The sequence below is a fragment of the Alistipes sp. CHKCI003 genome (genome assembly GCF_900021155.1).
Classification (GTDB): domain Bacteria; phylum Bacteroidota; class Bacteroidia; order Bacteroidales; family Rikenellaceae; genus Alistipes; species Alistipes excrementavium.
This window is the reverse complement of sequence record NZ_FCNT01000087.1, coordinates 15,272-28,831: the sequence shown is the minus strand read 5'-3', so window position 1 is coordinate 28,831 and position 13,560 is coordinate 15,272. Positions and strand designations below refer to the sequence as shown.

The following is a 13,560-nucleotide window of genomic DNA, read 5'->3' as shown; positions in this document are numbered from 1 at the left end:
GCCGCGAACGCCCGCCGGCGGCAGGTCCGGCTCTCTGCCGGCGCTGGGCGGAGCACGCTACTCCTTTCCGCACCCCGCTTTCCGAAGCACCCGGTGGATGCCGATGCAGGCCAGACCGCCGTAGACGAAGACGAGCATCCACAGAGCGCGTATTTCGGGCAGCACCTCCTCGAACGAAGCGCCCATCGAGCGGATGCGGATGAAGGCGTTCACGCCGTGGCTGCTCGGGAAGATCTGTCCGAATGCGTAGAGCCAGTCGGGTATGGCCTCCCGCGGGAACGAGATGCCGCTGAGCATCAGCATCGGAATCGAGGTCCACAAGAGCAGCAGCAGCGAATTTTCCCGATAGCGGAAGAGCGTCGATACGGCGATGCCGAAGGTGATGCACGCGAGCAGATAGGGGACCATGAAGGCTGCGATCGTCAGCGACGAACCGTTCGTCGGATAGTGGAACAGCCGGTAGTGGAGGCCGAGGATGTAGAACGTCGTTACGGCATAGATCGAAGCATAGACGAGCGTCTTTCCCGCGACGATCGGGAGCGTCGACATGCGCGAGCGGTCCGCAGGGCAGAGTTTGCCGTACAGTCCGAATTCGCGCCATGTGCCGCCGATCATGCCGATGCCGATGAGCATCGTCTGTTGGATGATGACCATGATGATGGCCGGCATGGCGAACGTGCCGTAGCCCAGATAGGGGTTGAACAGGTTGTGCGACTGGTAGATCACGGGCTGCGTCGTGGCCATGGCCTGCGGTATCTGGGCTCCCTTGGCCACCAGACGTTGGAATTCGACCATGGCGCCCGTCTGCCCGATGGTGGCGACGAGCTCCTGAAAGACCTGCCGGTACATCAGAAAATAGCTGGCGTCGACGTAGATCGCCACGTTGGCCTGCTCGCCGCCCAAGAGGCGCTTTTCGTAGTCCGACGGAATGTAGACCACGCCGTAGATCTTGCGGCCGAAGAAGAGCTCCTCGGCTTCGGCCATTCCGGTGGGCTCGTAGGCCACGTAGGTGTTCGGTCCCGCATCGAAGGTGCGGATCAGCTCGCGGCTGGTCGGCGTCCGACACTCGTCGACGACGCCGATCGGCACGTTGCGCAGCACTTGCGGCCCGTAGGCCAGCGAGTAGAGCGTCGAGTAGATCACAAGCGCGAAGACGAGGATCAGCAGGACGCCCGCATCGCCGAAGATCGTGCGGTATTCGTTGGCGGCCACCGTGCGGAACTGCCGCCAGTAGGACGCCGTTTGGCGTGTGAATCTGCGGGCGATGCTCATATCACAACCTCCCCCAATATTTTTCTTCGGTGCCGATGCGTTTGAGCCGCGGCAGACACAGAAGCGGTAAGACGACGAAAAGCGACATGTAGCCCAGATCGGGCAGCGAATAGACGGCCGGCGCCCCGCGCAGCATCTGATCGACGCAGATGTCCGTGTAGAACGTGAACGGGAAGATGCAGCTGAAGATCCGGATTTCGGGCCACATGGCCATGATCGGGAACGTGAGACCCGAGTAGGTGAACGCCAGTACGGAGTATCCGCCGCCGATCGAGAGCGAGAGCCGCAGGTTGCTCAGCAGCGAGACGATGCAGACGCCGATGGCGGCATAGCCGGCCACGAAGAGCAGGTTGGCGAGCATCAGCACCCCGAGGCTTCCGTTGAGCGGCACGCCCACGACCTTGAAGATGATGACGAACATGGCCATCGAGACGAGGAACATCGTCGTGAGGATGGGCAGCAGCTTGCCTGCGAGCGCCGCGGCGACCGAGCCGCCGCCCGTGTCGAGCCACTCGCGCGCGGTTCCGTGCTTGAGTTCGTCGCCCACGGCGAAGATCGAGACCATGATGGTGAAGATGAGCAGCATCATGGGCATGAAGCTCGGCGAGAGGTAATAGCCGTAATTGATATAGGGATTGAACAATACGTGCCGGTTGAACCGCACGGGCATCAGCTGCGCCGCCGCCTGCCGTTCGGTGAGCCCCTGTTTGCCGAGCAGCTGGAGCTGGATGCCGGCCGAGAAGGTCGTCGCGGCGGTCTGTATGTCCTTCGACAGCAGGCCGTTGACGGTGATGTTCGTGCCGATGATGTAGGCGTCGAGATGGGTCTGGCTGTTGCTCAGAATGTTTTTCTCGAAGAATTCGGGGATGAGCACCACGGCCGATATTTTCCCTTCGCGGATCATCCGTTCGCCTTCGGCCATGTCCTGCGCCTCGTAGGCCACGAGCGCCGTGGGCGTCGCGTCGATCATCTGCGTTACCTTGCGCGAGAGGGTCGTGCGGTCCAAGTCCACCACGGCGATCGGTATGTCGCGCGCCACTCCGCGGCTGAAGAGCAGCGCGAAGAACGCGAACGAGACCACGGGCAGGACGACCATCAGCGCGAAGTAGATCGGCTGACGGGCGATCCGTCTCAGTTCGCGGTGCAGGACCGCATACGTATCGTGCAGAAAACGCCGCATCCGCTACCCTATTTTATCCCAATCGACGATGACGCTCATGCCCGGACGCAGTCCTTCGGCCGGTGCCGTGGGTTTGGCCTTCACGGCGAAGGTGCGGATGTCGAATCCGCCCTGCGTGCGGGTCGCCGCCCATGTGGCGAAGTCGGCCTGCACGGCGATGTAGGTTACTTCGAACTCCACGTCGCGGCCGAGCGCCGGCACGTAGCCGCTCATGCGGACGCCGATCTTCACGGCCGGCATCAGCGTCTCCTTGATGTTGAACGTTACCCATTGGTCGCTCAGATCGAGGATGGCCACCACGGGGTAGCCGCTGCCGACCAGTTCGCCCTCTTCGGCGATGACCGTCGAGACTTCGCCCGTTACGGGCGAGTAGACCATGGCGTCGCCGATGTAGGACTCCACCTCGCTGACGGCGCCTTCGGCCTGCCGCACCTGTGCGGCCGCGGCCTCCTTGTCCTCCTTGCTGGCGCCGTCGCGCACGAGTTCGTACTGCGCTTTGGCCGCCTGCTCCGTGGCGAGCATGGCGTTGTAGTTGGCCGACGCTTCGTCGAGTTTCTGGGCCGGCACGACCCCCTCGGCGTAGAGGTTCTTTACCCGTTCGTATGTCTTCCGCGCCAGTTCGAGCCCCGCCTGCGCCTTCTGCCACAGGCTCATGGCGGCGTCGATCTGCTGCCAGCGGGCTCCGGTGAGGGCTTTCTGGTCGAGGGCCGACGCGGCGCTCTTCACGGCCTCGGCCTGCCGGAGTTTGGCCTCCAGTTCGGGCGTCGAGAGCGTGTAGAGCAGTTCGCCCTTCTCGACGTGCTGGCCTTCCTCGACCTTCATGCCGTCGATGCGTCCGGGGACCTTCGACGAAGCCTTGTAGGAGGTGCACTCCACGGTACCCTGAATCAGCATGGGCGTCCGTTTGCGAAGATACCGGCCGATGAGCAGGACCGAGACGACAATGACCGCCGCGGCCGCGATGATTCCGATGATGTTGCTCTTTTTCATATGCGATCTGAATTTATTACTGTTCGAATGCGATCCGGCGGGCGTCGGCCCGGCGGATGTAGGACGTGAATTCGTCGCTGATGCCTGCGGCTTCGAGGAGCTGCGCCAGCGTCAGATCGTAGTTGAAGGCTGCCTGCATCCGCTCGGTGCGCACCTTGGCCAGATTCAGTTCGGCGTCGATCAGATCCGACGACGAACTCATGCCTTCGAGGAATGCGGCGTTCTTCACCTTGAGATACTCCTCGGCGAAGGCGATCGACGAGTCGATCGAGACGATCTGATTGGCATAGTTGTTCAGTTGGTTGTAGAGTTTCTCGACCAGCACCGCGATGTCTTCGGCCGCCTTGTCGCGCAGGGCGTCCACGCGGCGCACGGTCTGCCGGGCCGCCGAATACTTGTACTCGCGGTTCAGTCCGTCGAAAATCTTGAGGTTGACCCCCACGCCCACGGCCCAGCGCGGCAGGATGCCCGTAACCTGATAGTTGTAGAACGAAGCGCCGCCCATGGCCACCACCTGCGGCAGAAAGTCCGAACGTCGGGCCTTCACGCCCTCTTCGGCGAGGCGGCTTTTCAGTTCGACCTGCGTCAGCAGCGGATTGCGGTCGGCCGCCAGCGCCTTGTAGTAGGCGGCGTCTTCGAGCTGCGTGAGCACGAACATCGACGTTATGGGGCGATAGGCGCCCTCCCCCGTGCCGAGCGTGTTCTTCAATGCGCTGGAAATGGTCTGCAACTGCAATTTGGCATTCTCCAGCTCGCGTTCCGCTTCAGCCATTTTGACTTCGACGTAGAGCCGTTCGCTGTATGCGATCATGCCGTTCTCTTCGAGTGCCGCGGCGTCGCGCAGGTGGCTGCGCACGCCCTCCACGACTTCGCGCCGCACTTCGACCACCTGCGCTGCGAGCGCCAGACCGAAATAGCGCTCGACCAGCTCCGAGACCAGCGCATTGCGCGTCTGCGCGCCTGCGGCCTCGGCCGTCTGCTGGCTGATGCGCGCGGCGCGGTTGGCCGCATTGATCTTGCCGCCCAAGTAGATCGGGACGGTTACTTCGCCGCCTACGAATCCCAGACTGCGGTCCTGCACCTTGAGGAACCAGTCGGCGCCGAGGATCGGGCCGATGAGCCCCTGAATCGAGGGGATCAGTTCCGGCGGGACGATGCCGCTGTTCAGGATGTCGCCCGCGAGTTTGTTCACGGGGCCTTTCAGGTCGTTGAGATCGGCTCCGATGTCCTTTCCCAGATAGGTGTAGGCACCCGCGACATTGATCTGAGGCATGCGCAGTCCGATCGCCGCGCGGCGCTCCTGTTCGGCGGCCCGCTCCTCGTAGGCCGCGGCTTTCAGCGCCGGATTGTTGGTGCAGGTGATCGTCAGAGCCTCATCGAAGGTCAGCAGCTGCACGTCCTGCTGTGCCGCCGCAGCGAGCGGCGAGACGAGCAGCAGAGCCGCAACTCCTATTTTTGCAGATCGTTTCATAGTTCGTTTCCGTATTGGCAAACAAAGATAAAACGATTCGTCGTATGTTGCGCAGTCGACAGGTCGTTTAGGACAATATTATCCTAAAATGGACGAAGAAAAGCCGTTTTTTACCCCTTCAGGTGTCCGTTGATTGCACGGACTTCGTCTCCGAGTTCGGGATAGACCTCCACCTCCACGCCGTGTTCGCGCAGATCGAGCGCTCCGCGGCACGAGACGAAACAGTCCGGTTCGTAGAGGGCGAACACCACGCGGGCCATGCCGTGCCGCAGGATCAGCTCCGAGCAGCTCTCGGGTTCGCTGCTGCGCGTGGAGCAGGGCTCCATCGAGGAGTAGATCGTCGCGCCGCGCAGATCGGCTCCGGCGGCGAGTGCCTTGGCTGCGGCCTCCTGCTCGGCGTGGTGCGTGGGCGACGTCTCGTGGGTGTAGCCGCCGAAGCGGCGTCCGTCGCGCGTCGCGATCACCGCTCCCACGCAGTAGGAGCTGCGGCACGGCGTGCAGCGGCGGCTGAGCTCCACCGCCTCGCGCAGCAGCCGGAGGTCCTCTTCGCTCCGATCGGGCCGGAACGTATAGCGGCGTACTTCCATTCCGCCGAGCCTCTCCGTGCGGCACGGCGTTCCGGTGCGGATCGCGTCGAACGGGAAGTGCGGAGCCGCGGCATCGGCGACCCGGAGTGCGGGGTTGACCGCCAGACGGAGCGTGTGGGCCATCCCCTCGGCGAGAAACATCCGCAGGATCTCGGCTCCGCCTTCGACCAGTAGCGACCCGATCCCCCGCTTCTCCAGTTCGGTGGCGATCCGCGCCGCCGTGATCCGCTCCGCGACCACCGTCTCGGCGGCTCCTTCTAAGTGCGGCAGCGCCGTCTCCGAGAAGACGATCTTCCGCCCTTCGCCGCAGGTGAAAAAGCGGGATGCCGGGTCGAGACAGCCGGTGCGGGTAACGGTAACTTTCGCCGGATCGGGTCCGCGCCCCTCTTTCGAGCGCTCGGTCCGCAGGACGGTGTCCGCAATCACGAGGCGCGGGTTGTCGCGGCGGACCGTCCCGGCCCCCACGAGGATGGCGTCGCACTGTGCGCGCAGACGTTGTACCGCGGCCCAGTCCGCGTCGGTGGAGATGCGCAGCCGCCCGGCCGAGCGGTCGTCGAGTGCGCCGTCGGCCGTCGTCGCGGCGGAGAGATGGATTTTCATCGTCTGAGGGTGATTACCGTGATTTCGGGATAGGCGCCGAGCCGCATCGGGAAGCCGACATAGCCTATGCCGTCGTTGATGTAGAGCGTGCTCCCCTCCTCGTCGTAGCGTCCGCTCCACCGCTTGTAGAAGAGACGGGCCGGCGAGAACCGCCATTTGCCGATGCGGGCCTTGATCTGCATGGCGTGCACGTGCCCCGAGAGCGTGAGGTCGCCGTAGCCGAGTTCGCGGATACGGTCCCAGAGCTGAGGCAGGTGCGAAAGCGTAATATTATAAGGTGTGCGGGAAACGCCTTCATAGGTCGCCCCGATGTTCATGCCGACGTTTCGGTCGTGTCGTTCCCGGCGGAAGGCCGGATCGAACGAGATCCCCGAGAGGGTGATCGTGTCGCCGCCGCGGACGAGGTATTCCGTCTCGTTGTCGGGCAGCCGCCATCCCATCCGCCGCTGGCGGGCGACGAGGCTGTCGGTATTGACTTCGACGGGCAGGGCGAGCGTATCCTTGACGTAGACGCCCGTGTCGTGATTGCCGATATTGGACACCACCCCCAGCGGAGCCCTCAGCTGCGAGAGGATCCGCATGGCCGCGGAATCGAGCTCCGTATAGCGGATGTTCACCAGATCGCCCGTGAAGACGACGAGATCGGGCCGCAGGGCGTCGACGGTCCGCACGAGCCGTTTCATTTCGCGTTCGGGGTGCACGAGCGTCCCGATGTGCAGGTCGGAGAAATGGACGATCCGCAGCCCGTCGAACCCTTCGGGCAGACGTTCCGAACGGACTTCCACCTCGTTGACCGCGTAGCTCGTGCGGGCATAGACCGCGCCCCAGACCAGAAGCACGGCCGTGAGCCCTGCGGCGGCTGCGCCCGTGCGTGCGAGCCCGAAGTGCTGGAAAAAGTAGAAGGCCAGCCGCGGCAGGACCGTCAGCAGATAGACGTAGAAAAGCCACATGGCGGCGGCGACCGTCGCCGTCGAGTTGTCCGGCAGCAGCCCGAACAGCCCGCCGGCGATCAGCGGCAGCAGGTCCGTCGCCGCGGCGAAGACGATGAACGGCACGCGCACGCCCCGCCTGCGGCTTCGCATGCGTCGGCGGTAGTAGCGGAAATCGAGCGCTCCGACGAGGAGGCTGAGTGCGATGACGATCCGGATCATATCCTGTATGAATATAAGGTACCCGCAAAGATAGTAAAAAATGCCTCGCCCCGGAAAATCAAATATCGTGCGGGTTTCTTTGGCATATTACTTGCTTCATGTGGGTTTGAATATTAACTGGCTGTGTTACAAAAAGAAAATAGATCACATAAGCAAGTTGTTACAAAAAAACCAAATCAAATCAAAAGCGTATGAAAACATTTAGACTTTTAATTGTGGCTCTGTTAGTTGCCTCCTCGGCCGCGGCCCAGAACAACACGGGCAAAGGTACGAATGATGAGTACTCGCCGACCGTTTACCTCATATCGGTGAACGAGACGGAGACCGTCGAAGACTGCGGTTGTCCGGCACTTGCAGCGGCCGAGCTGAACCGTTTGGCGGCAGCCAGCGCCATTCAGGATTACAGGGATACGCACCGCGCCGGTTTCCAGCAGGCTGAGAAGCCCCAATTCATCTTCACGACGAAGAACAACAAGTTCTCGTTCGCCGTGGGCGGCTACATCAACATGCGCGTGGGGTACGATTTCGAAGGGATCGTCGACAACATCGACTTCATTCCGGCCGACATTCCGATGACGCGCAACTACGCCACCGACCAGAAACTGATGATGGACGCGACCACCTCGCGTCTGTACCTCAAAGCCATCGCCAACACCCGTGCGCTGGGCCGCGTGGTCGTGTATGTGGACGGCGACTTCCGCGGCGGTGCGCGCAACAGCTATACGCCTCGTCTGCGTTCGGCCTACGTTTCGTTCCTCGGCTTCACGCTGGGCCGCGACATCTCGACCTTCACCGACCTGCTGGCCGCGCCCAACACGATCGACTTTCAGGGTCCCAACGCCTATAATCTCCACTTCGCCACGATGGTCCGCTGGGAGAAGAGCTTCTGGAACGACTGCATGAAGTTCGGCGTGGCGGCCGAAATGCCCAAAGTGAGCGGCACCTACGGCGAATATGCGGCTCCCGTTCCGCAGCGCATGCCCGACTTCCCCGTCTACCTGCAAGTCATGTGGGGTCCCGACCGCCAGAGCCACATCCGCGCATCGGCCGTGTTCCGCAACATGTACGAGCGCAACCTCGACAAGAACTACACCACGTCGCAGTTCGGCTGGGGCGTACAGGCCAGCGGCCACATCCGCGTAGCCCGCGTGCTCGACCTCTTCTTCAACGGCGTTTACGGCGAGGGCATCACTCCCTACATTCAGGATCTGGCCGGTGCCGGTCTCGACTTCACGCCCGTTCCGGGCTGGCCCACCCACTTGCAGACCATGCCGATGTACGGCTGGCAGGCCGCCGCACAGATCAACCTCTCGCGCCGCGTCTCCTTCTCGGGCGGTTATTCGACGGTCGAAGTGTGCAAGAAGAACGGTTTCTATTCGAACGACGAGTACCGCACGGGCGAGTACATCTTCGGCAACATGTTCGTCAAGATCACCCCGCGCTGCAAGTTCGGCGTCGAGTACCTCTACGGCACGCGCGAGAACATGGACGGCCTGAAGAACCACGCCAACCGTGCCAACATGATGGTGCAGTACAACTTCTGACGGCAGAAGCCGCAGTCGCAGCCGATACGGGCGGCTCCGAGGGGGAGTTGCCCGTATTTTTTTATTATCTTTGTCGGCGGCGGACCCGCGGAGCGGAGCGGGTGCGCCGCAGCCGTCGAATGCGAACGATATGGAATTTCTTGCGCAATACAATCTCTCGGGCCTCGTCATCGGCGTGGCCACATTTCTGATTATCGGTCTCTTCCACCCGATGGTAACGAAGGGCGAATACTATTTCGGCGTACGCTGCTGGTGGTTCTTTCTCGTGATGGGCATCGCCGCCGTCGCCGGCTCCGTCGCCGTGCGCCACATCCTGTGGTCCACGCTGCTGGCCGTCTGGGGCGCCTCGTCGTTCTGGTCGATCGGCGAGCTGTTCGAGCAGCGCAGGCGCGTGGCGAAGGGATGGTTCCCCGAGAATCCCCGACGGAAAAAATAGCGGCCCCATGAGACGCTTTCGGCGTTTGAGGACCATGGCAGCCGCCGCCTGCTGCGCCGCGTGGATGCTGCCTGCCTGCACGGACGGAGCTCCGCCTCCGCACACGACCGCGGGGGCCCGCGCACCGCACCTTCCGGTGTGCAGCCTCTCTGCGGAGAGGTCCGGCCGTGCGGCGGAGTGCCCCGGCCTGTTCCGCCCGTTCGCCGCGGACGGCGCTGCGGTCGGTCCGTTCCGGCCTGCGCAGCCCCGCGAAGGGGCCGGTGCCCCCGGAGAGTGGCCCCGCTGCATCGGCGAGGGGGATGCGCGACCGCCCTGTCTGCCGCCGCGCACGGCGCGTCTTCTGTTCGCGGGCGACGTGATGCAGCATCTTCCGCAGGTGTTCGCCGCCCGCCGTGCGGACGGGACGCACGACTATACGTCCGTTTTCGAGGGCGTGGCGCCCTATTTCGCCGCTGCGGACCTCGTGGCCGTCAATCTCGAAACCACGCTCACCGCATCGGGCGACTATGCCGGCTATCCCTGTTTCCGTTCGCCCCTTTCGCTGGCCGCGGCTCTGGGCGCAGCCGGTGTCGACGTTTGTGCGCTGGCCAACAACCACTGCTGCGACGGCGGCGCGCAGGGCATCCGGACCACGCTCGCCGAGCTGGACCGGCTCGGCATCCGGCATACGGGCGTATTCGCCGACAGCCTCTCGCTGCGGCGGGATCATCCGCTGATCCTCACGGCCGGCGGCATCCGCTTCGCACTGCTCAACTACACCTATTCGACCAACGGCATTCCCGTGCCGCCGGGCGTCGCGGTCCGGATGATCGACACCGCGGTCATGCGCCGGGACCTCGCCTCTGCGCGGGCCGCGGCCGACTGCACGGTGGTGCTGATCCATTGGGGCGACGAATACCGGCGGCAGCCTTCGCAGGCCCAGCGGCGGCTGGCGGCCTTTCTGCGCCGCAGCGGCGCAGACCTCGTCGTCGGGAGCCATCCCCATGTGGTGCAGCCCTATGCGGCCGACTCGACCGGTGCGGTGTTCTATTCGCTCGGCAACTTCGTCTCGAACCAGCGCCGCCGCTACTGCGACGGCGGCATCATGGCGCGCGCGACGGTCGTGCTGCGTCCGGACGGATCGCTGCGCGTGGCCGTCGACGCCGTACCCGTGTGGGTGATGCTGCCCGACTACCGCATCCTTCCCCTCCCTGCGGCCGACACGGTGCCGATGACTCGCGCCGAACGGCTGCAATACGCGCGCTTCGCGGAGGATACGCGCTTCATTCTGAACGCCGGACCGTATAAATAGTGCCGATGGGCGTATAAAAACAAACAATGGGTTTTCTTTGGAGGAACCCCGCGGATTTACGTATCTTTGCACCGTAACGACAAGCACACACACATTAAATCTACAAAGCCATGAAAAGCATCAAAGGAACCAAGACCGAGCAGAATCTGCTCAAGGCGTTCGCCGGCGAAAGTCAGGCCCGCAGCCGCTACGTATTTTTCGCCAGCAAGGCCAAGAAAGAGGGCTACGAGCAGATCGCGGGCGTCTTCAACGAGACGGCCGAACAGGAGAAGGAGCATGCCGAACGCTTTTTCAAGTTCCTCGAAGGCGGCGAGGTAACCATTACGGCCAGCTACCCCACGGGTCCGATCGGCACGACGCAGGAGAATCTGCTCGCCGCCGCACAGGGCGAGAAGGAGGAGTGGGACGTGCTCTACCGCGAGTTCGGCAAGGTGGCCGAGGAGGAGGGATTCCCCGAGATCGCCGCAGCGTTCAAGATGATTTCGACGGTCGAGGCCGAGCACGAGAAGCGCTACCTCAAGCTGCTGAGCCGCCTCACGGACGGCGATTTCTTCAAGCGCGACGGCGAAATCTGGTGGCAGTGCCGCAACTGCGGCTACGTCTGCAAGGCGTCCGAAGCTCCGAAGATCTGCCCCGCCTGCAAACATCCGCAGGCTTACTTCGAGCCCAAGAAGGAGAACTATTAGCCGGCGGTGCCGTCCGTCCGGAAAGAGGGAGGCTGTCTGCCGTGCGGTAGACGGCCTCTTTTTTGTGAGGCTCCCTCCGGATGCGGCCCGATTTCCGGCGGATCGTATTTCACGCGGCCTCTCCGTTCCGCCCGTTTTGGATAGACGGTCTCCGCGAGGGGGGGGACGTCGTTCGAAGGTCTTTCGCGGGGTCTGCGCCTGCATGTCGCTCAGCCGTTCCGGCCGCGTGCCGGACGGCTTTTTTTCGAACGGATGGTCTGCGGGCCGATCGGAGGGTGCGCGGGCCAATGCGGTCGCGGCGCCGTGCCGAGCGCAGACGACCGGCATGGCCGCTTTCCCATTTTCGACTTTTGGGCGGCCGCCGGCAAATTTAATGGCCTAACGGCCGCACGCGCCCCGCCCGAAGAGCTATTTTGCACTTTTATTTCGGAATTTCGCCATTCTGTCGTATCTTTGTCCGAATCCGAAACATAGAAAAACAAGATATGGCAGACGAAAAAATCATCTTTTCGATGGTCGGCGTGAGCAAGACCTTCACCAATCAGAAAAAAGTGCTCAACAACATCTACCTCTCGTTCTTCTACGGCGCCAAGATCGGCATCATCGGTCTGAACGGTTCGGGCAAGTCGACGCTCATGAAGATCATCGCCGGCATCGACAAGAACTTTCAGGGCGAGGTGGTCTTCTCACCGGGCTACACGGTGGGCTATCTCGAACAGGAGCCCCGGCTCGACGATGCGAAGACCGTGCGCGAGGTGGTCGAGGAGGGATGCGCTCCGACCGTGGCGCTGCTCAAGGAGTACGAGCGGATCAACCAGCGGTTGTGCGAACCGCTGGACGACGATACGATGGCCCGTCTCATCGAGCGTCAGGGCGAGCTCTACGAGCAGATCGACCACGTGAACGGCTGGGAGCTCGACAGCGTGCTCGAACGGGCTATGGACGCCCTGCGCTGCCCCGACCCCGACCGGAGCGTCAAGGTGCTCTCGGGCGGCGAACGGCGCCGCGTGGCCCTCTGCCGGCTGCTTTTGCAGCAGCCCGACGTGCTGCTGCTGGACGAGCCGACCAACCACCTCGACGCCGAGTCGATCGACTGGCTGGAGCAGCACTTGCAGCAGTACAAGGGCACGGTGATCGCCGTTACGCACGACCGCTACTTCCTCGACAACGTGGCGGGCTGGATTCTCGAACTCGACCGCGGCGAGGGCATTCCGTGGAAGGGCAATTACTCGGGCTGGCTGGAGCAGAAGACCGCGCGCATGGCCATGGAGGAGAAGCAGGAGTCGAAGCGCCGCAAGACCCTCGAACGCGAGCTGGAGTGGGTGCGCATGTCGCCCTCGGGCCGCCACGCCAAGTCGAAGGCGCGTCTTTCGGCCTACGACAAGATGATGAACGAAGACGCCAAGCAAAAGGAGGAGAAACTCGAAATCTTCATCCCGAACGGTCCCCGTCTGGGCGACGTGGTGATCGAGGCCCGCGACGTCTCGAAGGCTTTCGGCGACCGCGTGCTCTACGAGCACCTCGACTTCTCGCTGCCGCCCGCGGGCATCGTGGGCGTGATCGGCCCCAACGGTACGGGCAAGACCACCCTCTTCCGCATGATCATGGGGCTCGACGAGCCGACGAGCGGCTCGTTCCGCGTGGGGCCGACGGTGAAGCTGGCTTATGTCGACCAGCAGCATCGGTCGATCGACCCCGAGAAGACGGTCTACGAGGTGATCTCTCAGGGCGCCGACCTCATCACGCTGGGCAACCGTCAGGTCAACGCCCGTGCTTACGTAGCCCGTTTCAACTTCACGGGCGCCGATCAGGAGAAGAAGTGCGGCATGCTCTCGGGCGGCGAGCGCAACCGGCTCCATCTGGCTCTGGCCCTGAAGGAGGAGGGCAACGTGCTCCTGCTCGACGAGCCCACCAACGACATCGACGTCAACACGCTCCGCGCGCTGGAGGAGGGCCTCGAAAACTTCGCGGGCTGCGCCGTAGTGATCTCCCACGACCGCTGGTTCCTCGACCGCATCGCCACGCACATCCTCTCGTTCGAGGGCGACTCGAAGGTGGTCTTCTACGAAGGGTCGTACAGCGAATACGAGGCATGGAAACGCGCGCAGGGCGGCGACACGGAACCCCACCGCGTGAAATACAGGAAACTGATGGCCTGAGCCCTCCCTCGGTCCCGCCCCTGCCGTCATGTCCGGCCGATCCATCGGCCGATGACGCCCCCCCCCGCACCATTCGGGCCGGGGCCGCGGCGGCCGGAGCCCGTCCGATGCGTTTCGTTCCGCTCCGGCGAAGCTGCGCGGCGATCGGGGCCGATGCTTCGGTATTCCGCCGGAAGGGCGGCGGACCGCAGCA

At 63.4% G+C, this 13,560-nt stretch carries 11 protein-coding genes; 5 read left to right on the top strand and 6 right to left on the bottom strand.

The features are described 5' to 3' along the window. Positions 1-57: 57 nt before the first annotated feature. From BN3659_RS11110 to BN3659_RS11085, 6 genes are all read right to left on the bottom strand, one after another. Positions 58-1,272: an ABC transporter permease gene (locus BN3659_RS11110; RefSeq protein ID WP_091536999.1), complete on the bottom strand. Its 1,215-nt coding sequence runs from the start codon at positions 1,270-1,272 to the stop codon at positions 58-60. A 1-nt stretch (position 1,273) separates the two neighbouring features. Next, the gene (locus BN3659_RS11105) at positions 1,274-2,452 is read right to left on the bottom strand and encodes an ABC transporter permease (protein WP_091536997.1); all 1,179 of its coding nucleotides are present in this window, start codon (positions 2,450-2,452) and stop codon (positions 1,274-1,276) included. A gap of 3 nt (positions 2,453-2,455) precedes the next feature. Then, positions 2,456-3,442 carry an HlyD family secretion protein gene (locus BN3659_RS11100; RefSeq protein ID WP_091536996.1) on the bottom strand — a complete coding sequence of 329 codons (987 nt, stop codon included), beginning with the start codon at positions 3,440-3,442 and terminating at the stop codon, positions 2,456-2,458. A gap of 16 nt (positions 3,443-3,458) precedes the next feature. After that, positions 3,459-4,913, bottom strand: a complete 1,455-nt coding sequence (locus BN3659_RS11095; protein ID WP_091536994.1) for a TolC family protein — start codon at positions 4,911-4,913, stop codon at positions 3,459-3,461. A gap of 110 nt (positions 4,914-5,023) precedes the next feature. Next, the gene (locus BN3659_RS11090) at positions 5,024-6,100 is read right to left on the bottom strand and encodes a dihydrofolate reductase family protein (protein WP_091536992.1); all 1,077 of its coding nucleotides are present in this window, start codon (positions 6,098-6,100) and stop codon (positions 5,024-5,026) included. After that, the gene (locus BN3659_RS11085; protein WP_091536990.1) at positions 6,097-7,251 is read right to left on the bottom strand and encodes a metallophosphoesterase; all 1,155 of its coding nucleotides are present in this window, start codon (positions 7,249-7,251) and stop codon (positions 6,097-6,099) included. The genes BN3659_RS11090 and BN3659_RS11085 overlap by 4 nt, the downstream gene beginning before the upstream one ends. A 191-nt stretch (positions 7,252-7,442) precedes the next feature. Between BN3659_RS11085 and BN3659_RS11080 the strand changes: the two genes are divergently transcribed. The 5 genes from BN3659_RS11080 to ettA all read left to right on the top strand — a co-directional run bounded on the left by BN3659_RS11080 (position 7,443) and on the right by ettA (position 13,367). Continuing rightward, complete coding sequence (locus tag BN3659_RS11080; RefSeq protein WP_091536989.1) at positions 7,443-8,795, top strand: DcaP family trimeric outer membrane transporter; 1,353 nt, start codon at positions 7,443-7,445, stop codon at positions 8,793-8,795. 130 nt (positions 8,796-8,925) lie between these two features. Continuing rightward, positions 8,926-9,231, top strand: coding sequence for a DUF4491 family protein (locus BN3659_RS11075; RefSeq protein ID WP_091537004.1), 306 nt, complete (start codon positions 8,926-8,928; stop codon positions 9,229-9,231). Positions 9,232-9,238: 7 nt separating this feature from the next. Then, positions 9,239-10,522 (top strand): CapA family protein, encoded by a 1,284-nt coding sequence (locus BN3659_RS11070; protein WP_224757836.1) that lies wholly within the window; start codon positions 9,239-9,241, stop codon positions 10,520-10,522. Between the two features lie 110 nt (positions 10,523-10,632). Then, positions 10,633-11,208: a rubrerythrin gene (rbr, locus tag BN3659_RS11065; RefSeq protein WP_091536987.1), complete on the top strand. Its 576-nt coding sequence runs from the start codon at positions 10,633-10,635 to the stop codon at positions 11,206-11,208. 485 nt (positions 11,209-11,693) lie between these two features. Further along, positions 11,694-13,367 (top strand): energy-dependent translational throttle protein EttA, encoded by a 1,674-nt coding sequence (ettA, locus tag BN3659_RS11060; RefSeq protein ID WP_091536986.1) that lies wholly within the window; start codon positions 11,694-11,696, stop codon positions 13,365-13,367. Positions 13,368-13,560: the final 193 nt, after the last annotated feature.